This window comes from Streptomyces sp. NPDC002328 (assembly GCF_042890065.1).
Lineage (GTDB): Bacteria > Actinomycetota > Actinomycetes > Streptomycetales > Streptomycetaceae > Streptomyces.
The window spans coordinates 172,933-194,577 of record NZ_JBIARQ010000001.1 but is presented as its reverse complement, the minus strand read 5'-3'; the positions used below and the strand labels follow the sequence as shown (position 1 = coordinate 194,577).

At 70.2% G+C, this 21,645-nt stretch carries 18 protein-coding genes and 2 pseudogenes; 9 read left to right on the top strand and 11 right to left on the bottom strand.

What is annotated here, in order from left to right:
- The first annotated feature begins 6 nt into the window (after positions 1 to 6).
- The 5 genes from uvrB (at position 7) to ACFYX4_RS00885 (ending at position 7,538) form a co-directional block, all read left to right on the top strand.
- Complete coding sequence (gene uvrB / locus ACFYX4_RS00905; protein WP_389323629.1) at positions 7 to 2,154, top strand: excinuclease ABC subunit UvrB; 2,148 nt, start codon at positions 7 to 9, stop codon at positions 2,152 to 2,154.
- A 152-nt stretch (positions 2,155 to 2,306) separates the two neighbouring features.
- On the top strand, positions 2,307 to 2,885 hold the full coding sequence (locus tag ACFYX4_RS00900) for a TerD family protein (protein WP_389323626.1): 579 nt from the start codon (positions 2,307 to 2,309) through the stop codon (positions 2,883 to 2,885).
- 75 nt (positions 2,886 to 2,960) lie between these two features.
- Positions 2,961 to 5,015 carry a TerD family protein gene (locus tag ACFYX4_RS00895; RefSeq protein ID WP_389323623.1) on the top strand — a complete coding sequence of 685 codons (2,055 nt, stop codon included), beginning with the start codon at positions 2,961 to 2,963 and terminating at the stop codon, positions 5,013 to 5,015.
- Between the two features lie 300 nt (positions 5,016 to 5,315).
- Positions 5,316 to 6,317 (top strand): TerC/Alx family metal homeostasis membrane protein, encoded by a 1,002-nt coding sequence (locus ACFYX4_RS00890; protein WP_389323620.1) that lies wholly within the window; start codon positions 5,316 to 5,318, stop codon positions 6,315 to 6,317.
- Between the two features lie 120 nt (positions 6,318 to 6,437).
- On the top strand, positions 6,438 to 7,538 hold the full coding sequence (locus tag ACFYX4_RS00885) for a calcium:proton antiporter (protein ID WP_389323617.1): 1,101 nt from the start codon (positions 6,438 to 6,440) through the stop codon (positions 7,536 to 7,538).
- Here ACFYX4_RS00885 and ACFYX4_RS00880 read toward each other — a convergent pair.
- Entirely contained in the window at positions 7,528 to 8,832 is a 1,305-nt protein-coding gene (locus ACFYX4_RS00880) for an MFS transporter (protein WP_389323614.1), read from the bottom strand. The genes ACFYX4_RS00885 and ACFYX4_RS00880 overlap by 11 nt on opposite strands.
- Before the next feature lie 61 nt (positions 8,833 to 8,893).
- Positions 8,894 to 9,940 (bottom strand): S66 peptidase family protein, encoded by a 1,047-nt coding sequence (locus ACFYX4_RS00875; protein WP_389323611.1) that lies wholly within the window; start codon positions 9,938 to 9,940, stop codon positions 8,894 to 8,896.
- A gap of 84 nt (positions 9,941 to 10,024) precedes the next feature.
- Here ACFYX4_RS00875 and aroQ point away from each other — a divergent pair, with 84 nt between their 5' ends.
- Positions 10,025 to 10,498: a type II 3-dehydroquinate dehydratase gene (aroQ, locus tag ACFYX4_RS00870; protein WP_389323608.1), complete on the top strand. Its 474-nt coding sequence runs from the start codon at positions 10,025 to 10,027 to the stop codon at positions 10,496 to 10,498.
- 70 nt (positions 10,499 to 10,568) lie between these two features.
- On the opposite strand, the gene ACFYX4_RS00865 is transcribed toward aroQ, so the two are convergent.
- The 6 genes and pseudogenes from ACFYX4_RS00865 to ACFYX4_RS00840 all read right to left on the bottom strand — a co-directional run bounded on the left by ACFYX4_RS00865 (position 10,569) and on the right by ACFYX4_RS00840 (position 15,081).
- A complete protein-coding gene (locus tag ACFYX4_RS00865; protein ID WP_389323605.1) occupies positions 10,569 to 11,339 on the bottom strand; it encodes an amino acid ABC transporter ATP-binding protein in 771 nt (256 codons plus the stop codon).
- The gene (locus ACFYX4_RS00860; protein ID WP_389323602.1) at positions 11,336 to 12,292 is read right to left on the bottom strand and encodes an amino acid ABC transporter permease; all 957 of its coding nucleotides are present in this window, start codon (positions 12,290 to 12,292) and stop codon (positions 11,336 to 11,338) included. The genes ACFYX4_RS00865 and ACFYX4_RS00860 overlap by 4 nt, the downstream gene beginning before the upstream one ends.
- Positions 12,289 to 13,173, bottom strand: coding sequence for an ABC transporter substrate-binding protein (locus tag ACFYX4_RS00855; RefSeq protein ID WP_389323599.1), 885 nt, complete (start codon positions 13,171 to 13,173; stop codon positions 12,289 to 12,291). The genes ACFYX4_RS00860 and ACFYX4_RS00855 overlap by 4 nt, the downstream gene beginning before the upstream one ends.
- Before the next feature lie 330 nt (positions 13,174 to 13,503).
- A pseudogene (locus ACFYX4_RS00850) lies at positions 13,504 to 13,692 on the bottom strand (MBL fold metallo-hydrolase); the annotation flags it as partial.
- Positions 13,693 to 13,930: 238 nt separating this feature from the next.
- A pseudogene (locus ACFYX4_RS00845) lies at positions 13,931 to 14,059 on the bottom strand (IS21 family transposase); the annotation flags it as partial.
- Between the two features lie 98 nt (positions 14,060 to 14,157).
- Positions 14,158 to 15,081 (bottom strand): oxidoreductase, encoded by a 924-nt coding sequence (locus ACFYX4_RS00840; RefSeq protein ID WP_389323596.1) that lies wholly within the window; start codon positions 15,079 to 15,081, stop codon positions 14,158 to 14,160.
- Positions 15,082 to 15,160: 79 nt separating this feature from the next.
- On the opposite strand from ACFYX4_RS00840, the gene ACFYX4_RS00835 reads away from it, so the two are divergent.
- Both ACFYX4_RS00835 and ACFYX4_RS00830 read left to right on the top strand, forming a co-directional pair.
- Positions 15,161 to 15,754, top strand: a complete 594-nt coding sequence (locus ACFYX4_RS00835; RefSeq protein ID WP_389323593.1) for a TetR/AcrR family transcriptional regulator — start codon at positions 15,161 to 15,163, stop codon at positions 15,752 to 15,754.
- A gap of 120 nt (positions 15,755 to 15,874) precedes the next feature.
- Positions 15,875 to 16,240 carry a hypothetical protein gene (locus ACFYX4_RS00830; RefSeq protein WP_389323590.1) on the top strand — a complete coding sequence of 122 codons (366 nt, stop codon included), beginning with the start codon at positions 15,875 to 15,877 and terminating at the stop codon, positions 16,238 to 16,240.
- A gap of 179 nt (positions 16,241 to 16,419) precedes the next feature.
- Here ACFYX4_RS00830 and ACFYX4_RS00825 read toward each other — a convergent pair whose 3' ends face one another.
- From ACFYX4_RS00825 to ACFYX4_RS00815, 3 genes are read right to left on the bottom strand one after another with little or no spacing between them, the layout of a single operon-like run.
- Entirely contained in the window at positions 16,420 to 17,040 is a 621-nt protein-coding gene (locus ACFYX4_RS00825; protein WP_389323587.1) for a hypothetical protein, read from the bottom strand.
- A 12-nt stretch (positions 17,041 to 17,052) separates the two neighbouring features.
- Complete coding sequence (locus ACFYX4_RS00820) at positions 17,053 to 17,703, bottom strand: MBL fold metallo-hydrolase (RefSeq protein WP_389323584.1); 651 nt, start codon at positions 17,701 to 17,703, stop codon at positions 17,053 to 17,055.
- A 9-nt stretch (positions 17,704 to 17,712) separates the two neighbouring features.
- Positions 17,713 to 18,399 (bottom strand): maleylpyruvate isomerase family mycothiol-dependent enzyme, encoded by a 687-nt coding sequence (locus tag ACFYX4_RS00815; protein WP_389323580.1) that lies wholly within the window; start codon positions 18,397 to 18,399, stop codon positions 17,713 to 17,715.
- Positions 18,400 to 18,621: 222 nt separating this feature from the next.
- Here ACFYX4_RS00815 and uvrA point away from each other — a divergent pair, with 222 nt between their 5' ends.
- Positions 18,622 to 21,609, top strand: coding sequence for an excinuclease ABC subunit UvrA (gene uvrA, locus ACFYX4_RS00810; protein ID WP_389323577.1), 2,988 nt, complete (start codon positions 18,622 to 18,624; stop codon positions 21,607 to 21,609).
- Positions 21,610 to 21,645 lie beyond the last annotated feature (36 nt).

The following is a 21,645-nucleotide window of genomic DNA, read 5'->3' as shown; positions in this document are numbered from 1 at the left end:
GATGGCATGCGGCCCGTTTCCCAGATCGAACGCACGGTGGCGCCCTTCGAGGTCGTCAGCCCGTACCAGCCCAACGGCGACCAGCCGGCGGCCATCGCCGAGCTGGCCAAGCGCGTCGAGGCCGGTGAGAAGGACGTCGTCCTGCTGGGCGCGACCGGCACCGGCAAGTCCGCCACCACCGCGTGGATGATCGAGCAGCTCCAGCGCCCCACGCTCGTGATGGCGCCGAACAAGACGCTGGCCGCCCAGCTGGCCAACGAGTTCCGCGAACTGCTGCCGAACAACGCGGTCGAATACTTCGTCTCGTACTACGACTACTACCAGCCCGAGGCGTACGTCCCGCAGTCGGACACCTACATCGAGAAGGACTCCTCGATCAACGAGGAGGTCGAGCGACTGCGGCACTCCGCGACCAACTCGCTGCTCACCCGCCGCGACGTCGTCGTGGTCGCCTCGGTCTCCTGCATCTACGGCCTCGGCACGCCGCAGGAGTACGTCGACCGCATGGTCCCGCTGAAGGTCGGCGAGGAGATCGACCGGGACGAACTGCTGCGCCGCTTCGTGGACATCCAGTACACGCGCAACGACCTGGCGTTCTCCCGCGGCACCTTCCGGGTGCGCGGCGACACCATCGAGATTTTCCCGGTCTACGAGGAACTCGCCGTCCGCATCGAGATGTTCGGCGACGAGATCGAGGCGCTGTCCACGCTCCACCCGCTCACCGGCGAGATCATCAGCGACGACGACCAGCTGTACGTCTTCCCGGCCTCCCACTACGTCGCCGGCCCCGAGCGCCTGGAGCGGGCCGTCAACGACATCGAGAAGGAACTGGGCGAGCGCCTGGCCGAGTTGGAGAAGCAGGGCAAGCTCCTGGAGGCCCAGCGCCTGCGCATGCGCACCACGTACGACATCGAGATGCTCCGCCAGATCGGCAGCTGCTCCGGCGTGGAGAACTACTCGATGCACTTCGACGGCCGCTCGCCCGGCTCGCCGCCGAACACCCTGCTCGACTACTTCCCCGACGACTTCCTCCTCGTCATCGACGAGTCCCACGTCACGGTCCCGCAGATCGGCGCCATGTACGAGGGCGACGCCTCCCGCAAGCGCACGCTCGTCGACCACGGCTTCCGGCTGCCCTCCGCGCTCGACAACCGCCCCCTGAAGTGGGAGGAGTTCCAGGGGCGCATCGGGCAGACCGTCTACCTGTCGGCGACGCCCGGCAAGTACGAGCTCTCGCGCGGGGACGGCGTGGTCGAGCAGATCATCCGCCCCACCGGCCTCGTCGACCCCGAGGTCGTCGTCAAGCCCACCGAGGGCCAGATCGACGACCTGGTGCACGAGATCCGCACGCGCGTGGAGAAGGATGAACGCGTCCTGGTCACCACGCTCACCAAGAAGATGGCCGAGGACCTCACGGACTACTTCCTGGAACTCGGCATCCAGGTGCGCTACCTGCACAGCGACGTCGACACGCTGCGCCGGATCGAGCTGCTGCGCGAGCTGCGCGCCGGCGAGTTCGACGTCCTCGTCGGCATCAACCTGCTGCGCGAGGGCCTCGACCTGCCCGAGGTGTCCCTGGTGGCCATCCTCGACGCAGACAAGGAGGGCTTCCTGCGCTCGGGCACCTCCCTGATCCAGACCATCGGCCGCGCGGCGCGCAACGTCTCGGGCCAGGTCCACATGTACGCCGACAAGATCACCCCGGGCATGGAGCGGGCGATCGAGGAGACCAACCGCCGCCGGGAGAAGCAGATCGCCTACAACAAGGCGAACGGCATCGACCCGCAGCCGCTCCGCAAGAAGATCAACGACATCGTGGCGCAGATCGCCCGCGAGGAGGTCGACACCGAGCAGCTGCTCGGCTCGGGCTACCGCGCGAAGAAGGACGGCCGGGGCACCAAGGCGCCGGTGCCCTCCCTCGGCGACAAGGCCGCCAAGGCGGCGAAACCGGCCAAGTCCGCGAAGGGGAAGGCCAAGGAGACGGTCCCGACGGACCGCCCCGCCGCCGAACTCGCCGAGCAGATCGAGGAGATGACCGAGCGGATGCGGGCCGCCGCCGCGGATCTCCACTTCGAGGTCGCTGCCCGGCTGCGCGACGAGGTCTCCGAGATGAAGAAGGAACTGCGTCAGATGAAGGAGGCCGGCCTGGCCTGAGGGACCAGGCCGGGCCCGGCGCCGTACGCACTGTGTTGCAAGAACGACACAAAGTGCGGACCTGGGTACGGCACTGTCAGTGCCCTTGCGTAGGGTTTTCGTCAACCGCGGGTTCCGCGGCAACAGGGGACAGTCGAGAGGGGAATCAGCGCGTGACCGTCAACATGACCAAGGGTCAGGCCATCAGTCTGCAGAAGAACGACGGCGGCAGCCTGACCGCGGTGCGCATGGGTCTCGGCTGGCAGGCTGCCCCCCGGCGCGGCCTGTTCGGCTCCCGCACCCGGGAGATCGACCTCGATGCCTCCGCCGTGCTCTTCGCGGACAAGCAGCCGGTCGACGTCGTCTTCTTCCGCCACCTGGTGAGCGACGACGGCTCCGTCCGGCACACCGGTGACAACCTCGTCGGCGGGGTCGGCCAGGGCGGCGACGACGAGGCGATCCTCGTCGACCTGTCCCGGGTGCCGGTCCACATCGACCAGATCATCTTCACGGTGAACTCCTTCACCGGCCAGACGTTCCAGGAGGTGCAGAACGCGTTCTGCCGTCTGGTCGACGAGACCAACGGCCAGGAGCTCGCGCGTTACACGCTCGCGGGCGGCGGCGCCTACACCGCCCAGATCATGGCGAAGGTCCACCGGGTGGGCACGGGCTGGAACATGACGGCCCTCGGCACACCGGCCAACGGCCGCACCTTCCAGGACCTGATGCCCTCGATCCTGCCGGCGCTGTAGGGCGCAGGCCGAGCGGCACTCGACAACACAAGACACGACCGACGCGACCGACGCGACGCAGGGGGACGACAGGCGATGACGGCCGAGCTGGTACGGGGCCAGAACCACCCGCTCTCCGAGGTCCGCCTCGAGATCAGGGTCTCGGCCGGCGCGCCGATCGTGGCGGGGGCCACGCTCGGCGACGAGAGCGGCAGGGTGCACGGCGTGGAGTGGGTGGCCCATCCGGGCTCGCCCACGCTGCCCGGCGTCGAGGTCTCCCGGCAGGCCGCCGCCGAGCACCGCCTCGCCGTCGACCTGGACGCCGTCGCGGAGGCCGTGCACCGGGTCGGCGTGCTGCTCGCCCTGCCCACGGGCGTCGGCGGGCCCTCGAGCTTCGGCTCCGTCGCCGCCCCCTTCGTCGCGGTCACCGGCCTCGACGGCACCGAGGTCGCCAGCTACACCCTCACCGGCCTGGGCGCCGAGTCGGCCGTCGTCGCCCTGGAGCTGTACCGGCGACAGGGCGTCTGGAAGGTGCGCGCCATCGGCCAGGGCTACGCGGGCGGCCTCGCCGAACTCCTCACAGACCAGGGCCTGCCGCAGGCCCACCAGCTCGCCGCCGACATCAACGAGGCCGTGGCGCAGGGCATGGCCCGCTCGGTGCCGGCCCCGCCGCCGGTCACGACCGACGGCGGCCGCTCCCGGCAGACGGCCACGAGCGCCCTCGGCCCGGACCAGAGCGGCTCCCCCTACGGCGGGCAGAACCCCCAGGGCCACGCCGGCCCGTACGGCGGGCCCCAGAGCGGTCCGGGCCCGCACGGCGCGCAGACCCCGCAGGGCCCCGCCGAGCCCCCGGTCGGCTACCCCACGGCCGCCGCACCGGCGGATCCGTCGGCGGCCTCGCCCACGACTCCGCAGCCGCCCGCCGCGGGCGGCCCGGTCGACTACAGCCACCCGCGCCGGCAGAACACCGCCCCGCCGCCCCCGCCCACCGCGCCCCCGGCCCAGCCCGGCCGGCCCGCCCAGCCCGTCGCGGGCGACGCGACCGGCTGGTCGATGGAGGAGCGGCTCTACAACCAGGTCTGGGGCATGTTCGAGGACCTGGCCCGTACGACGGCGGCGTTCCGCAGCGCCGTCGACTTCGCCGACACCCGCATGGAGAAGGAACTCGACGAGGTCCTGTCCGACCCGCGCAGCCGGATCGGCGGCCAGGGCGACGCCGCCCGGGAGTCGGCTCGCGCCAAGCACAGCCGGCTCGTCGACCAGGCCCGCCAGGTCCTGGACCGCGACCTCGCCCAGCTCGCCGCCGAGGCCGACGTGGTGGAACCGGCGCTGCCGCCGGCGTACGCCCGCTGGGACAACCCGGCCTGGCACGGCTACCGCGTCCCCATGGAGATGCCCATGGCCCTGCGCCTGGGCGACCTCCACCTGCCCGAGAGCGACCGGCTGCGCATACCGATGCTGATCCGCCTCCCGCTGGAGCGGGGCCTGTGGATCGACAGCGGGCGGTCGGGGTCGGCCGACGGCTCGTTCCTCGACTCCCACGAGCTGCGCCGCCTCGCCCTGGAGTCGGCCGTGGCGCACACGGCCCGGCTGCTGGCGGTGCATCCCGCGGACGAGTTCACCGTGCACGTCGTCGACCCGGCGGGGTCGGGCGCGCAGGCCCTGGCGCCGCTGGTGCGGGCCGGTGTGCTCGCCGGCCCGCCAGCCGTCGGCGCGGCCGGTGTGGCGGACGCGCTGGCCCGTCTCACCCAGCGCGTCGACCTGGTGCAGATGGCGGTGCGCGGCGGCGCCGCCGACTCGCTCCCGCCCGGCTTCGACACGTCCCAGCAGCTCCTGGTGGTCAACGACTTCCCGCACGGCTTCGACGACCGGGCCGTGAACCAGCTGCGCTACCTCGCCGACGAGGGCCCGGTGGTCGGCGTCCACCTGATGATGGTGGCCGACCGCGAGGACGCCGCCGGTTACGGACCGTTGCTGGACCCGCTGTGGCGCGGGCTGATGCGGCTGACCCCGGTGCCCGACGACCACCTCGCCGACCCCTGGGTCGGGCATGCCTGGACGTACGAGCCGGCGCTCGTGCCGGCCGGCAGCCGGGTGCTCGACACCGTGCTCGCGCAGGTCGCCCAGGCCCGCCGTTCCGGGCCCCGGTGACGTCGGCTCAGGGCTCCGCCAAGCATCTGTAAAGCCCCGTAAAGCCACTCTGACCTGCGAACTTGGCATTTCTTTTGCCAAGCCCTTTACCAATCCTTGGTGATTGGGGTACTGTCTTTCACATCGGAGGGGAGTACTCCCTGTCTGCTGCGGCGTACCCGTCAATACGGATCTGGCCAGATCCCGGGGCGTCGGCCCGTGTGGTCCCACGCGCTTCGGCGTGCCGGGGCCCGGGGTGGAAGAGACCTCCGGCAGCGCGACGACGCTGATCACCTGCCGTTACGTACTGCCGGAGGCGCAGTGGATGTATCCGTGGGCCTGTGGGTCCTCACCATCGTGGGCCTAGCCGCTCTCATCGCGGTCGATTTCTTCATCGGCCGCAAACCGCACGACGTGTCGATCAAGGAAGCCGGCATCTGGACGATCGTCTGGATCGTGCTCGCCGGCCTCTTCGGGCTCGGACTGTTCGTCTTCGGCGGCGGTCAGCCCGCCGGCGAGTTCTTCGCCGGCTTCATCACCGAGAAGTCGCTGAGCGTCGACAACCTCTTCGTCTTCGTCCTGATCATGGCGAAGTTCGCGGTCCCGTCGCAGTACCAGCAGCGGGTCCTGCTCATCGGCGTCCTCATAGCCCTGGTGCTCCGGGCGATCTTCATCGCCGCCGGCGCCGCCATCCTCGCCAGCTTCTCCTGGGTGTTCTACCTCTTCGGCGCCTTCCTGATCTGGACGGCCTGGAAGCTCATCCAGGAGGCCCGCGCGGACGAGGAGGACGAGGAGTTCGAGGAGAACAAGCTGCTCAAGGCCGTCGAGCGCAAGTTCGGCGTCGCCGACCGCTACCACGGCACCAAGCTGTGGATCGAGCAGAACGGCAAGCGGGTCATGACCCCGATGCTGGTCGTGATGCTCGCGATCGGCTCCACGGACGTCCTGTTCGCCCTGGACTCCATCCCCGCGATCTTCGGTCTGACGCAGGACCCGTACATCGTGTTCACGGCCAACGCGTTCGCGCTGATGGGTCTGCGCCAGCTGTACTTCCTCATCGGCGGCCTGCTGAAGAAGCTGGTCCACCTGAGCTACGGCCTGTCGATCATCCTGGGCTTCATCGGCGTCAAACTGGTGCTGCACGCGCTGCACGAGTCCGGCGTCCACGTCCCGGAGATCAGCATCCCGGTCTCGCTGGGTGTCATCTGCTCCGTCCTGATCATCACCACGATCACCAGCCTCCGGGCGTCCAAGAAGCAGGCGGCGGCCGAGGAGGCTCAGCAGACCGGCGAAGGCGCTCCGAAGGACAGCGTCGATGTCTGACGCGGTCTTCGGAGGCGGCGCCCGGCGTGATGCCGGGCGCCGCCCCCGGCGCCCCGCACTCCGGCCGGCCGTCCAGGCGGCCGGGGTGCGAAGCCCGTACAGCTCTGGGACCATCGCAGCATGATCGCTCGGCTCAGGTCGGTCACGACCCGGTGGACGTCCCTTGTGCCGGCGCTCGCGGTCGTCCTGCTGATCCTGACCTGGGGCCGGGATCTGCCCGGCGCGATCGTCGCCCTCGTGACCGTGGTCCTCGCCGGCGCCGTCCTGGCCGCCGTCCACCACGCGGAGGTCGTCGCCCACCGGGTCGGCGAGCCCTTCGGCTCGCTGGTCCTCGCCATCGCCGTGACGATCATCGAAGTCGCCCTGATCGTCACGCTGATGGCGGACGGCGGCGACAAGAGCTCCACGCTCGCCCGGGACACCGTCTTCGCCGCCGTGATGATCACCTGCAACGGCATCGTCGGCCTCAGCCTCCTCGTCGGCTCGCTGCGCCATGGAACGGCGGTCTTCAACCCGGAGGGCACCGGCGCCGCCCTCGCGACCGTCGCCACCCTCGCCACGCTCAGCCTGGTGCTGCCGACCTTCACCACCAGCAAGCCGGGCCCGGAGTTCTCCGGCGTCCAGCTCACCTTCGCCGCCCTGTCGTCCCTGATCCTGTACGGCCTGTTCGTGGCCACCCAGACCGTCCGGCACCGCGACTACTTCCTGCCCGTCACCCGGCAGGGCGACGTGATCACCGCGGACGACCACGCCGGCGCCCCGTCCTCCCGGACCACGCTGATCAGCCTCGGGCTGCTCGGCATGGCCCTGGTCGGCGTGGTGGGACTCGCCAAGGGGGTCTCGCCGACGATCGAACAGGGCGTGGAGGCGGCCGGACTGCACCACGCCGTCGTCGGTGTGGTCATCGCCTTGCTCGTGCTGCTCCCCGAGACCATTGCCGCACTGCGCTCCGCCCGCCGCGACCGGGTGCAGACCAGCCTCAACCTCGCGCTCGGCTCCGCGATGGCCAGCATCGGCCTCACCATCCCCGCCGTCGCCCTCGCCTCCATCTGGCTCTCCGGGCCGCTCGTCCTCGGCCTCGGCCCCACCCACATGGTGCTGCTCGCGCTCACCGTCGTGGTCAGCTCCCTCACCGTGGTGCCCGGCCGGGCCACACCGCTCCAGGGCGGCGTGCACCTGGTGGTGTTCGCGGCGTACCTGGAGTTGGCGGTCAATCCATAGCCGGCCGCGCCACCGTCACCGCCGCCGGGCGGGTCTCCGGCAGCAGGGCGAAACAGCCGAGGCTGAGCAGCGCGATGCCCGTCAGATACGCCCCCACACCCCACGGGACGCGCCCGCCCTGCTCCGCCAGAGCCGTCGCCGCGATCGGCGTGAGCGCGCCGCCGAGGACCCCGCCGAGGTTGTAGCCGACCGCCGCGCCCGTGCAGCGCACCCGCGGCTCGTACAGCTCCGGCAGATAGGCCGCGATCACGGCGAACATCGTGACGAACGCGACCAGCGCCCCCAGGATGCCCAGGAACATCGGCAGCGGCTCACCGGTCGCCAGCAGCGCGACCAGCGGGAACATCCACAGGGCCGCCGCCGCGCAGCCGGCGAGGCACAACGGCCGCCGCCCGTACCGGTCGCCGAGCAGCGCCGCCAGCGGCGTCAGCGCCCCCTTCACCACCACCGCGGCCATGATGCAGGCCAGCATGACGTTCCGGCTCACTCCCAGCCGCTCGGTGGCGTACGCCAGGGACCACGTCGTCACGGCGTAGAAGATCGCGTAGCCGACGGAGAGCGCGCCGGCGGTCAGCAGGACGAGCCGCCAGTGGGAGCGCACGACCTCCACGAACGGCACCCGCGCGTGGTCGTCGATCTCCAGGAACCGCGGACTCTCCGGGAGGGACGACCTGAGCCACAGCCCGAGCACGGCCAGCGCCCCCGCCGCCCAGAACGGCACCCGCCACCCCCACTGCGCGAACTGCGATTCGGTCAGCGTCGCCGACAGCGCGAGGACCACCCCGTTGGCGAGCACGAACCCCACCGCGGGCCCGACCTGCGGGAAGCTCGACCACAGCGCCCGTCGCCCGGCGGGCGCGTGCTCGGCGGTCAGCAGGACGGCGCCGCCCCACTCCCCGCCGAGCCCCAGCCCCTGGAGGAAACGCAGCAGGAGCAGCAGCAGAGGGGCCGTGACGCCGATCGCGTCGTACGTCGGCACGCATCCGACCGCGACCGTCGCGCCGCCGGTCAGCAGCAGGGAGACGACGAGGACCGGCCGGCGTCCGTGCCGGTCCCCGATGTGCCCGAAGAGCACCGACCCCAGCGGGCGCGCCACGAAGCCCACGGCGAACGTCCCGAAGGCGGCCAGTGTCCCCGCCAGCGGTGAGAACGTCGGGAAGAACAGCGGCCCCAGGATCAGCGCGGCCGCGGTCCCGTAGACGAAGAAGTCGTAGAACTCGATGGCCGTCCCGGCGAGCGAGGCGGCCGCGAGCCGCGGCATGGAGGGCGCCTTCACGGTGCGTACGTCGTGCATGCCGCGTCAACTACCCAGCGTCACAGCGGGTTACGGGGCGCGCGGAGGTGCGCTGCCCCCGTCAGTACGTGACGGTGATGCGCCGGGCGGGCCCGTCGACGCGCACGATGCCCCCGTAGGGGATCACGAGCTGCGGATCGGTGTGCCCGAAGTCCACGTCGAAGACGATCGTCGTGTCGGGGGCGTAGGCGCGCATGGCACGAAGGACGGCGTCGCGCTGCTCGGCCGCGTAACGAGCGGCCTCCTCCGGGCTGTTGGGGCGCTCGAAGGACCAGGTCTTCGCCCGGCCCATCAGCAGCGCGGAGAAGCGCTGGAGCAGCCCGCGCTCGCCCATGTTCCGCAGGGTCCGGAAGACCTCCTCGCCGCTCGGCAGCTCCTCGGTGGTCTCCAGGAGCAGCACGCCCGCGTCGTACTCGGACAGGTCGTGCGCGATCTCCCGGTCGGCCATGAGCAGCCAGCCGAGGATCTCCAGACAGCCGCCCCAACTGCGGCCCTCCACCACCCGGTCGGCGTTCAGCCAGGTCCATCCGTCGCCGGGACGGGTCTGCGGCTCCGCCTCGAACGTGGCCGGGTCGGCCCAGTCGCGGTTGACGTCGTTCCAGCGTTCGGCGGGCCGCAGTTCGTACGCGCCGGAGGTGAACAGCGCCGCCCGCAGGGAGTCGGCGGTCAGTGGGTCCATGCTCACGGGCCGGCCCAGCGCCGTCATCACGGTCGCGCCGTGGTAGCCGACGATCCCGGTGTTGTAGAGGTACGCGAGCAGGTTCGTGTTGTCGCTCATCCCGAAGAACGGCTTCGGGTTCGCCCGGATCAACTCCCGGTCCAGGAAAGGCAGCACGGTGATCTGGTCATCGCCGCCGATCGACGCCATGACCGCCTTCACGTCCGGGTCGGCGAAGGCCGCGTGGAGGTCGTCGGCGCGCTCCTGCGGCGTCGAGCCCATCTTGCGGGTGGTCGGGTACTCGACCGGTTCGAGCTCATAGTCCTCGCGCAGCCGCTTCAGGCCCAGTTCGAAGGGGCGCGGGAAGAGGCCGGGCAGGCCGGCGCCGGGCGAAACGACGGCTATGCGGTCGCCGGGGGAGGGCTTGGGCGGGTACGAGATCATGGTCATGCCGGGAGGGTACGGCCGGTACCGTGGCGGCGCATCGTGATAAACGGTGGGTGAGCAGCCTGCCTTCACCGGACCGGAGGAACCGTGCCCCGCACCCTCGCCAACGCCCCGATCATGATCCTCAACGGCCCCAACCTGAACCTGCTGGGGCAGCGCCAGCCGGAGATCTACGGCTCGGACACCCTGGCCGACGTCGAGGCGATGTGCGTCAAGGCGGCGGCCGCGCACGGCGGCACGGTGGACTTCCGGCAGTCCAACCACGAGGGCGAGCTGGTGGACTGGATCCACGAGGCGCGGCTGAACCACTGCGGGATCGTCATCAACCCCGGCGCCTACTCGCACACCTCGGTCGCGATCCTCGACGCGCTCAACACCTGCGACGGCCTGCCTGTGCTGGAGGTCCACATCTCCAACATCCACCAGCGGGAGTCGTTCCGGCACCACTCGTACGTCTCGCTGCGCGCCGACGGCGTCATCGCGGGCTGCGGCGTGCAGGGGTACGTCTTCGGCGTGGAGCGGGTCGCGGCGCTGGCGGGCGCGGCGCGGGCCGACGCGTAAGCACCGGCCTCCTGGCGAACGCCCCTTACAACGAGCGCCCTTGCCGCACGCACCCTTTCTGCGCGCGCCCTTACAGCCGGCCCGCCTCCACGATCCGTCGCAGGAAGCGCCGCGTGCGCTCCTGCCGCGGGTCGCCGAAGACCTGCTCGGCGGTGCCGCGCTCCAGCACCACGCCTCCGTCCAGAAAGCAGACCTGGTCGGCGACCTCTCGTGCGAAGCCCATCTCGTGCGTGGCGAGCACCATGGTCATGCCGTCGCCCTTCAGATCGCGGACGACGTTCAGGACCTCGCCCACCAGCTCGGGGTCGAGAGCCGCGGTGATCTCGTCGAGCAGCAGCAGCCGGGGCCGTACGGCGAGGGCGCGCACGATCGCGACACGCTGCTGCTGGCCGCCGCTGAGCCGGTCCGGGTACTCGCCCGCCTTCCCGCCGAGACCGAGCCGCTCCAGCAGCTCCCGGGCGCGTTCCTCGGCCTGCGCGCGCGGGACGCCGTGCACCCGGCGCGGGGCCAGCGTGATGTTCTCCAGCACGGTCATGTGCGGGAACAGGTTGTACGACTGGAAGACCACGCCGATCCGCCGCCGTACCGCGTCCTGGTCGGCGCGCGGGTCGGTGATCTCCTCGCCGTCCAGCCAGATCGCGCCGTCGTCGATGTCCTCCAGCAGGTTGGCGCAGCGCAGCAGCGTGGACTTGCCGGAGCCGGAGGCGCCGATCAGCGCGGTCACCGTGTGCGGGGCGACCTCCAGATCGACGTCCCGCAGGACCACGGAACCGCCGAAGGTCTTGCGGACGGACTCCATCCGCAGCACGGGGCCGTCGTGGGCGTCGGGCGCGTCGCTCATGTCGTTCCTCCCTGGGCCCGCTGACGGTCCATCCGGGCCGTCACCCAGTCCGTGAACCGGGTCATCGGGATGGTCAGCGCCACGAAGACCAGTCCCGCGACGATGTACGGCGTGTAGTTGAGGCTGCGGCCCACGATGATGTCGGCGGCCCGCACGGCGTCGACCGCGCCGCCGATCGACACGAGACCGGTGTCCTTCTGGAGGGAGACCAGGTCGTTCAGCAGAGGCGGCACCTGACGGCGCACGGCCTGGGGGAGCACCACGTGCCGCAGCGCCTGCCGGTTGGTCAGGCCCAGCGAGCGGGCGGCGGCGCGCTGCGAGGGGTGCACGGACTCGATGCCGGCGCGGAACACCTCGGCGACGTACGCCGAGTACGTCAGGGTCAGCGCCGTGCCGCCGAGCAGGATCGGGTCGACGGTCACGCCTTGCAGGCGCAGCGCCGGCACGCCCAGCACCACGATCATCAGATTGATGATCAGCGGCAGTCCGCGGAAGAAGTCCGTGTACGCGGCGGCCAGCGCCCGCAGCGGGAAGAAGACCGGGCCGCGCAGGGTGCGCGCCACCGCGATGAGCATGCCGAGGACGAGCACGGCGGCGCCGCAGACGAGCAGCAGACGCACGTTCAGCCAGAGCCCCTCCAGGACCTTCGGAAGGGCCTCGCGCGCGTAGCGCCCGTCGAAGAACGTCTCCTTGGTGCGCGGCCAGCCGGGCGCGCTGACGACGACCAGGTAGAGGACGACGGCGGTGACCAGGGTCGACAGCGCGGCGATCGCCGTGGCGCGGCGGGCACGCGTGCGCTTGTAGCGCTCCCGCTCCAGCCGCCGCCGCGAGGGGATGTAGCCGTCGTCCTGAGCGTCGCGGGCCCGCACGTCACCGCTGTCGTCGCCCGTGTGGCCCGTGTCGCCCGAGTCGTCGGCGTCCTCCGGGCCGGACTCCTCCTTGACGACGGTCACTTGAGGACCGGGGCGTCGACGGCGTCGGAGAGCCACTGCTTCTCGACCTTCGCCAGGGTGCCGTCCGCGCGGAGCGCGTCCACGGCGGCCGTCACGCACGGGGTGAGCGCGCTGCCCTTGTCGAGCACCAGCCCGAACTGCTCGGGGGTGCCGCCCTTGTTCTCGAACTGCCCCACGATCGTGCCGTCGGTGACCTCCGCGGCGGTGATGTAGAAGGCGGTCGGCAGGTCGGTGACGATGGCGTCGACCTGGCCGTTCTTCAGCGCGGACTTGGCCTGGTCGTTCTTGGCGTAGACGGCCGCGTCCCGCGTCGGCTTCACCACGTCGTCGATGTAGTCGAGGCTCGTGGTGCCGACCTGGGCGCCCAGCTTGAGGCCCTTGAGGTCGGCGATGCTCTTCGCGCCCGCGGCCTTGGAGTTCTTCAGCGCGACGACGGCCTGGCGCACGTCGTAGTAGCCGGAGGAGAAGTCGACGGCCTGCTTGCGCTCGTCGCTGATCGACACCTGGTTGAGGTCGAAGTCGAAGGTCTTCGCGCCCGGCGCGAAGGCCTTGTTGAACGGCACGCTCTGCCAGACGACGGCGCTCTTGTCGTAGCCGAGCTGCTTCGCCACGGCGTACGCGACCGCCGACTCGAAGCCCTCGCCGTTGGCGGGCTGGTCGTCCTTGAACCACGGCTCGTACGCGGGCGTGTCGGTGGCGATCGTCAGCTTGCCGGAGGTCTTGGTGGCCAACGCGCCCTTGGCGCAGGCGTTCCCGGCCGAACCGGACGGAGCGGCGGCCGCCTCGCCCTCCGGCTGCGGAGCGCAGCCGACGGCGGTGGCGAGGAGGGCTACGGTGACGCCGACGAGGGCGCGACGCGGGACGCGAAGGGCGAGGTGCATGGCGGGAGAGTGACAGCGAAACCCGTGTCTGTCGAGGTCGCCCCGGCTTCTGTCCGCATGGTGGGAACGGGTGTTGCGGCTGCGTGAACAGGGCCGCTGGAGAGGGCCTGGGCCGCCGGCCGAGGGCGGGGAACGTAGGCCGGCGGCCCATCCGAGCGGGAGCCGTCATCCCGCGCGGGGCTACAACCAGTTGACCGCGCAACCACGTGGACGGGGAGTGTGCGCGCGGCACCGGCGCGTGCACACCGTTCACACGGGGCGCGCAAGCACCAACGCGCGCCCCCTGTTCACCTGTCGCGCCGTTCGCCGCCCGCGCGGTTCACCGCCTGCTCACCACCCGCGCGCGTGCCACTCCGGCAGGTGCGGCCGCTCGGCGCCCAGCGTGGTGTCGTTGCCGTGGCCCGGGTAGACCCAGGTCTCGTCCGGGAGGACGTCGAAGATCCTCGTCTCCACGTCGTGGATGAGGCGGGCGAACGCCTCGGGGTCCTTGCGGGTGTTGCCCACCCCGCCCGGGAAGACGACGTTCTCCGGGCACACATCGTTGTGGCACAGCATCGTTCCCCCTTCGGGGTCGGACAGGCCTCAGGGCCACTCGGCATCGGAGGATCGTCCACCGAAAAGACCCGCGCCCCGCGGGAGGGCATCCGAGGCCTGCCGGACGACTGGCGACTGTGGCACCCCCTCGGCCTTGGCGAGGCTGAGGTGGCTCTGGCTGCACTGCCGGGTAGTCCGCTCGGCGATCACGGGCGCCGGCCTGCGGCTCGAAGGCGTCCGCTACCCGTCCGCGCGCAGTCCGTTCGTACTTCGGCGGCCGGTCCGAGTTCAACGCGGCCCGCACCGTGTTCCGGGCCGCCCCCAGCCGCCGTGAGATCGCCTCAATGGGCACGCCCTCTGCTCAATGCAGCCGTATCTCCGCCCAGTCCTCCACCTTCAGCACCCTGTATCGAGCAGCCTCCGACACCGTGTGGTGGGTCGGCCGCGGCTTCAGGATCGAACTGCGGCGGTCGGTTCAGGGAAGGTGACGCCGGTCAGCTCTTCGGAGGCGGTCCACAGACGGCGGGCGGCTTCTGGATCGGCGGCGGCTCGGGAGCGGCCGACCAGGGTCGGGGCGCCGCGGGTCTCGAACATGCCGTCAGGGCCGACGTAACTCGCGCCGGGAAGGTCCTGGACGGCCGCGTACAGGGTGGGGAGTGCGCCGGCCTCTCCGTCCTGGGCGATCAGCCTGTTGACGAGACGGTAGAAGAGGGTTCGCAGGAGGCTGGCGTCGTGGCTCTGGAGGTTGGTGGCGGCCAGGCCGGGGTGCGCGGCGAGGGCGCGGACGGGCGAGCCGGCGGTGCTGAGTCGTCGCTGGAGTTCCAGGGTGAAGAGCAGGGTGGCGAGCTTGGACTGGCTGTAGGCGGTCAGCGGGTTGTACTCGCCGGTCAGGTTGAGGTTGTCGAAGTGGATGCGGGGACTGCCCGGGGCCTTGTGCGCTCCCGACGACAGGGACACCACGCGGTCGGTGATGTGCGGCAGCAGCAGGTTGGTCAGGGCGAAGTGGCCCAGGTGGTTGGTGCCGAACTGGGTCTCGAAGCCGTCTTTGGTGCGGCCTTCGGGGACGTTCATGATGCCGGCGTTGTTGATGAGCAGGTCCAGGTCGTCGTGCCAGTCGGCGGCGAACTCGCGGACGGAGGCGAGGTCGGCCAGGTCGAGTCGGCGGACCTCCACGCTGCCGTTCACCGTCGCGGCTGCGGCTTCGCCGCGCTTGGTGTCGCGTACGGCGAGGACGACGTGGGCGCCCGCCGCGGCCAGGGCTGTGGCGGTGGCGAGTCCGAGGCCGCTGTTGGCGCCGGTGACGACGGCGGTGCGGCTGGTCTGGTCGGGGATGTCGGTGGTGTTCCAGGGCTGGGTGTGCGTGTTCTTTGCCATGACCCCAATGTATGCACCGATCACAATGTAGTCAACGATAACAATGTGTACGTCGCCTACACCCGGCTAGGCTGAGGGCATGACGAACCGCCCCTACCATCACGGAGACCTCCCCGCCGCGCTGCTCGCGCGAGCCGAGACGACACTGCGCGAGCGGGGGGCAGCCGCGCTGTCGCTGCGTGAACTGGCCCGCGAGATCGGGGTGAGCCCCGCCGCACCGAGTCGCCACTTCAAGTCCAAGCAGGCGCTGCTGGACGCCCTGGCGCTGACCGGGTTCGAGCGGTTCGCCGAGGCCATCGCAGCCTCGCAGGAAGACGCTGGCGAGACGTTCGCCGACCGCCTGGACAGCGCGGCCCGCGCCTACGTGGGCTTCGCCGTGGACAACGCCGCGCTGCTCGACCTGATGTTCTCGGTCAAGCACAGCCCGGAGGCATCGGAAGCACTCGGGGCAACGGCCCACCGATGGTCCGATCAACTCCTGGACCTGATCGCCTACGGGCAGGGCCGCGGCGAAGTACATGAGGGGCCACTCGAACGGATTGCCTTGCCGGTCTTCGCGGCGCTGCACGGCTACGCCGGCCTGGCGGTGAGCGGCGTCCTGCCACCGGAGGCCACTGAGCACGGCTTGGACGACTTGATCGCGTCCGTCCTGCGCGGCTGCGCGCCGCAGTAGAACCGCGCAGGCACTTTTCAGAGACTGGCGACACCCGGATATCGCCAACCTGCATCCCCCCTTGGACGACCGTCATACGGTCGTCCAACTCAGTGATCGCTTGGCGTACGCTCACGCCTCATGGAGGGGTGGAACTTCTGGTGGGGGATCGCCGCATTCTTTCTCGGTGTCCTGGCCACCCAGTTGAACAGTTGGCTTGCTTACCGTCGGCAACGTAAGGACCGGGCCGATGACGCTGCGGACGCGCTCCGGGCTCGGCGTGAGGAGTTCGAGCTACAGCATCTCGTCGAGGTGAACGAGTTGATGCAGGCCGCCGTTGCGGCACTCCTCGACTATCACGTGTCGGTCCTCCTGTTCGTGGACCGAAGAGACAGGAACAGTCTCAGCTCGGAGGTTGAGGAGCGCAGGGAGGCGGCAGGCGCAGCGGCGCAGGAGCTTTGTCCAACCTCGCTTCGCAACTGGGATTTGTTCTGGATGACGGTGTGAGAGAAAAGGCCCAGGCCGCCACCAGTCACATGGCCCGGGCTAGCGGATTGCTTGCGGCGAGCTCATCAATCGACACCATAGAAGTGGTGAGGACGGCGAACGCCGTTTTCGAGCCCCTCGGCGCCCGGGTGCGCGCACTCTACGCTGGCCGCCAGACATCGTGACCGGGGGAGGCGACGTTAGCGACCTTGCGTCGGAGTAGGAGAGGTAAGCGGGTCTAGGTGGTTGCCAACGCCATCCAGGTTCAGCGCTGCTGACGCCATCACAGAGAAGCGCGTCAGCTCCCGCATCAGTACAGTGCGGACTTCAATGGCCTGCTCCATCGCCTGCCGGCGCCCGTCGTCATCCAGGGCCTCGTTGTAGATGGCAGAGACGGCTTGCGCCAGGGGGTAGGGGACCCGGCAGATCTCGGCGGCCTGGATGGCGACTGCTTGGGGCCCGTCGACCATGACCGTGTTCCTGGCCGCCTCGATCTCCCCCGCCGCCTCCATCATCTGCATCCGGTGATCGAAGGTTTCGTTGTCAAGCCGAGCCCGGTCGATCTTGTCCTCACGTGTCAGCTGAACCAGCTGAGACACGGCCTGCATGAAGCCGATGTACGTGGTCCGCCGGTTCTCCAAGCGGCGGCTCACATGGTCGACGTACAGCTGAGTGCTGGCCTGCTCCTTCGTCTGATCCAGCTCCTGGCGTTTGCTTCGCGCAGTAATGCGCGCCTGCCAAGTCGTGCCTATGAGGGTCGGCGAGGCGCCGAGGCCCGTGCCGACGACGCCCACGAGCGCCGTGATGATCTGAGTTCTCATCGCGTGTGCGACTTACCAGCCGCGGGCCCACCACTCCTGAAGGTGGGGCCGCTCATCCCCAAGGGTGGTGTCGTTACCGTGGCCCGGGTAGATCCATGTCTCATCAGGCAGTGTGAAGACCTTCGCTTCGAGACCGCTCATCAGACTCTGGAAGTCCTCAGGCTGTGTTGTCCGACCAGGACCGCCCGGGAAGAGGCAGTCGCCCGTGAACACGTGGGGGTGCCCGTGCGGGTCGTCGTAGACGAGGGCGATCGAGCCCGGCGTGTGCCCGACGAGATGACGCGCTGTGAGCTCGACCTGCCCCACCCGGATGACGTCGCCGTCGTCCACCGGGACGTCTGTCGGCACGGGGATGCCCTCGGCGTCCTCCCGGCCCGCGTACGTACGCGCACGCGTGGCCGCGACCACGTCGGCGAGCGCCTGCCAGTGATCGCCGTGCTGGTGGGTGGTGACGACGGAGGCGATCCCGTCGTCACCGATCATGCCGAGCAGCGTCTGCGCCTCGTTGGCCGCGTCGATCAGCAACTGCTCGTCCGTGGCCCGGCAACGCAGCAGATAGGCGTTGTTGTCCATGGGACCGACCGCGATCTTGGTGATCATCAGGTCCTTCAGCTCGTGCACGTCCGCCGGGCCGCCGACCCGCACCTCTCCGCTGTACGTCATGACGGCAGCCTATAGCGGCGGGAGCGCCGGAAGGGGTCCGCCGCCGACGGTCAGGGCGGCCCCGTCGCGCCGCCCGGCGAGCCAGCCCAGGAGGTCGGCGGGGGCACCCGTGACGGTCGTCTCGGGGCCGTCGGCCTGCCGGCCGGTGCGCCACGCGCGCGTGCCGTCCGTCAGGCGCGTCGGCGGCACGTCTGGATGGCCGGCGAACCGGTCCGCGAGGAAGTCGATCTCCCGTTCGGTGAACTCCGCCGAGAGGTCTTCCAGGTCGTAGCCGATCCCGAGGTCGACGTGGTGCAGCTCGACCTCCACCCACCGACGGAAGGGCAGCCGGGACGCGGAGTCGGTGACGCCGTTGCGCAGTTCCACGGTGCGCGACCAGTCCGCGGGCGCGGCGCCCGCCGCATGGAGGCGGGCCGCGCTCTCCCGCAGATCGGCGAGGTGCGCGTCCAGGGGCCGTGGGGCGTCCCGCTCGATGTCGGCGTCGCGGGTGGCGCCGTCGACGTACATGGGTCGGCCCTCCAGGACGTTCACCAGGGCGTCCGCGTTGCGGGCGAGGTGGGCGAGGACGTGGCCGCGGCTCCAGCCGGGCAGGCGGGACGGTTCTGCCGCCGACGCGTCGTCCAGTTCGGCGACTGCGTTCAGGAGCCGTTCCGTCGCTTCACGTACAGACACCAGGTCATGAGCGTGATCAATCATGGTGCTGACCCTAGACCCGTCACACCTTCGAGTGAAGGAGGCGGACGGGCCCGCAAATCGAATGTGCGTGCTATATGGTCGGGGGCGACGTCAGGCATGCTGGAAGCCCGGGGATTGTTGTGAACCGGTGAATCCCGTCCGGCGTTGTCAGTGGCTCCCCCTAGTCTGAAAAGGACGGGGGCCCCGCCCCTGTCACTTCTCTCAAGAAAGGTGCGGACCGGCGTGGCCGACCGTCTCATCGTCCGTGGAGCGCGCGAGCACAACCTCAAGAACGTCTCGCTCGACCTTCCGCGCGACTCGCTCATCGTCTTCACGGGCCTGTCGGGGTCGGGCAAGTCCTCGCTGGCCTTCGACACGATCTTCGCCGAGGGCCAGCGGCGCTACGTGGAGTCGCTCTCCTCGTACGCCCGCCAGTTCCTCGGCCAGATGGACAAGCCCGACGTCGACTTCATCGAGGGCCTCTCCCCGGCGGTCTCCATCGACCAGAAGTCGACCTCGCGCAACCCGCGCTCCACGGTGGGCACCATCACCGAGGTCTACGACTACCTGCGGCTGCTCTTCGCGCGCATCGGCAAGCCGCACTGCCCCGAGTGCGGCCGCCCGATCTCCCGCCAGTCGCCGCAGGCCATCGTCGACCGGGTCCTGGAGCTGCCGGAGGGGAGCCGCTTCCAGGTCCTGTCGCCGCTCGTGCGTGAGCGCAAGGGCGAGTTCGTCGACCTCTTCGCGGATCTCCAGACCAAGGGCTACAGCCGCGCGCGGGTGGACGGCGAGACCGTCCAGCTCTCCCACCCGCCCACCCTGAAGAAGCAGGAGAAGCACACCATCGAGGTGGTCGTCGACCGCCTCACGGTGAAGGACTCCGCCAAGCGCCGGCTCACCGACTCCGTGGAGACCGCGCTCGGCCTGTCCGGCGGCATGGTCGTGCTCGACTTCGTCGACCTCCCCGAGGACGACCCCGAGCGCGAGCGCATGTACTCCGAGCACCTGTACTGCCCGTACGACGACCTCTCATTCGAGGAGCTGGAGCCCCGCTCCTTCTCCTTCAACTCGCCCTTCGGCGCCTGCCCCGAGTGCACCGGCATCGGCACGCGCATGGAGGTCGACGCCGAGCTGATCGTCCCCGACGAGGACAAGTCCCTCGACGAGGGCGCCATCCACCCCTGGTCGCACGGCCACACCAAGGACTACTTCGGCCGGCTGATCACCGCACTCGCGGACGCGCTGGGATTCCGGACGGACATCCCCTTCGCCGGGCTGCCGCAGCGCGCCAAGAAGGCGCTCCTGCACGGCCACAAGACGCAGATCGAGGTCCGCTACCGCAACCGGTACGGCCGCGAGCGCGTGTACACCACGCCCTTCGAGGGGGCCGTCCCCTTCGTCAAGCGCCGGCACAGCGAGGCCGAGAGCGACGCCAGCCGCGAGCGCTTCGAGGGCTATATGCGCGAGGTGCCCTGCCCCACCTGTGAGGGCACGCGCCTGAAGCCGATCGTCCTCGCGGTCACGATCATGGAGAAGTCCATCGCGGAGGTCTCCGCGATGTCCATCAGCGACTGCGCGGACTTCCTGGGCGAGCTCAAGCTCAACGCCCGCGACAAGAAGATCGCCGAGCGCGTCCTGAAGGAGGTCAACGAGCGGCTGAAGTTCCTCGTCGACGTCGGCCTGGACTACCTCTCCCTCAACCGCGCCGCCGGCACGCTCTCCGGCGGCGAGGCCCAGCGCATCCGTCTGGCCACCCAGATCGGCTCCGGACTCGTCGGCGTCCTCTACGTCCTCGACGAGCCCTCCATCGGCCTGCACCAGCGCGACAACCACCGGCTGATCGAGACCCTCGTCCGGCTGCGCGACATGGGCAACACGCTCATCGTCGTCGAGCACGACGAGGACACCATCAAGGTCGCCGACTGGATCGTCGACATCGGCCCCGGCGCCGGCGAGCACGGCGGCGAGGTCGTGCACAGCGGCTCCCTGAAGGAGCTGCTCGCCAACTCCGCCTCGCAGACCGGGCAGTACCTGTCCGGCAAGAAGGCGATCCCGCTGCCCGACATCCGACGCCCCCGCGACCTGTCCCGGCAGCTCACCGTGCACGGCGCCCGCGAGAACAACCTGCGGGACATCGACGTCTCCTTCCCGCTGGGCGTGTTCACCGCGGTCACCGGTGTCTCCGGCTCCGGTAAGTCGACCCTGGTCAACGACATCCTGTACACGCACCTGGCCCGCGAGCTGAACGGCGCGAGAAGCGTGCCGGGGCGGCACACGCGTGTGGACGGCGACGATCTCGTCGACAAGGTCGTCCACGTCGACCAGTCGCCCATCGGCCGCACCCCCCGGTCGAACCCCGCCACCTACACCGGCGTCTTCGACCACGTCCGCAAGCTGTTCGCCGAGACCACCGAGGCGAAGGTCCGCGGCTACATGCCCGGCCGCTTCTCCTTCAACGTCAAGGGCGGCCGCTGCGAGAACTGCGCGGGCGACGGCACCATCAAGATCGAGATGAACTTCCTCCCGGACGTCTACGTCCCGTGCGAGGTCTGCCACGGCGCCCGGTACAACCGGGAGACCCTGGAGGTCCACTACAAGGGCAAGTCCATCGCCGACGTCCTCAACATGCCGATCGAGGAGGCCACGGCGTTCTTCGAGGCCGTCCCCGCGATCGCCCGCCACCTCAACACGCTCAAGGACGTCGGCCTCGGCTACGTCCGGCTCGGCCAGTCCGCGACCACCCTGTCCGGCGGTGAGGCCCAGCGCGTCAAGCTCGCCAGCGAGCTCCAGCGCCGCTCCACCGGCCGCACGGTCTACGTCCTGGACGAGCCGACCACCGGCCTGCACTTCGAGGACATCAGCAAGCTCCTCAGGGTGCTCTCCGGGCTGGTCGACAAGGGCAACACGGTCATCGTCATCGAGCACAACCTCGACGTGATCAAGACCGCCGACTGGGTCGTCGACATGGGCCCCGAGGGCGGCGCGGGCGGCGGCGTCGTCGTCGCCGAGGGCACGCCGGAGGAGGTCGCCGGAGTGCCGGCCAGCCACACCGGCAAGTTCCTGAGGGAGATCCTCGACGCCGACCGCATCAGCGACGCGGCACCGGTGAAGGCCCCCCGCAGGACGGCGGCCAAGACGGCTGCCAAGACAGCGGCGAAGACGCCGGCCAAGACGGCCGCGAAGAAGGCGACGCCGGCGAAGAAGACCACGCGGGCAGCGCGCAAGGCCTGACGGCCGAGCCGAGGCGCTGACACGCCGAGCACGCAC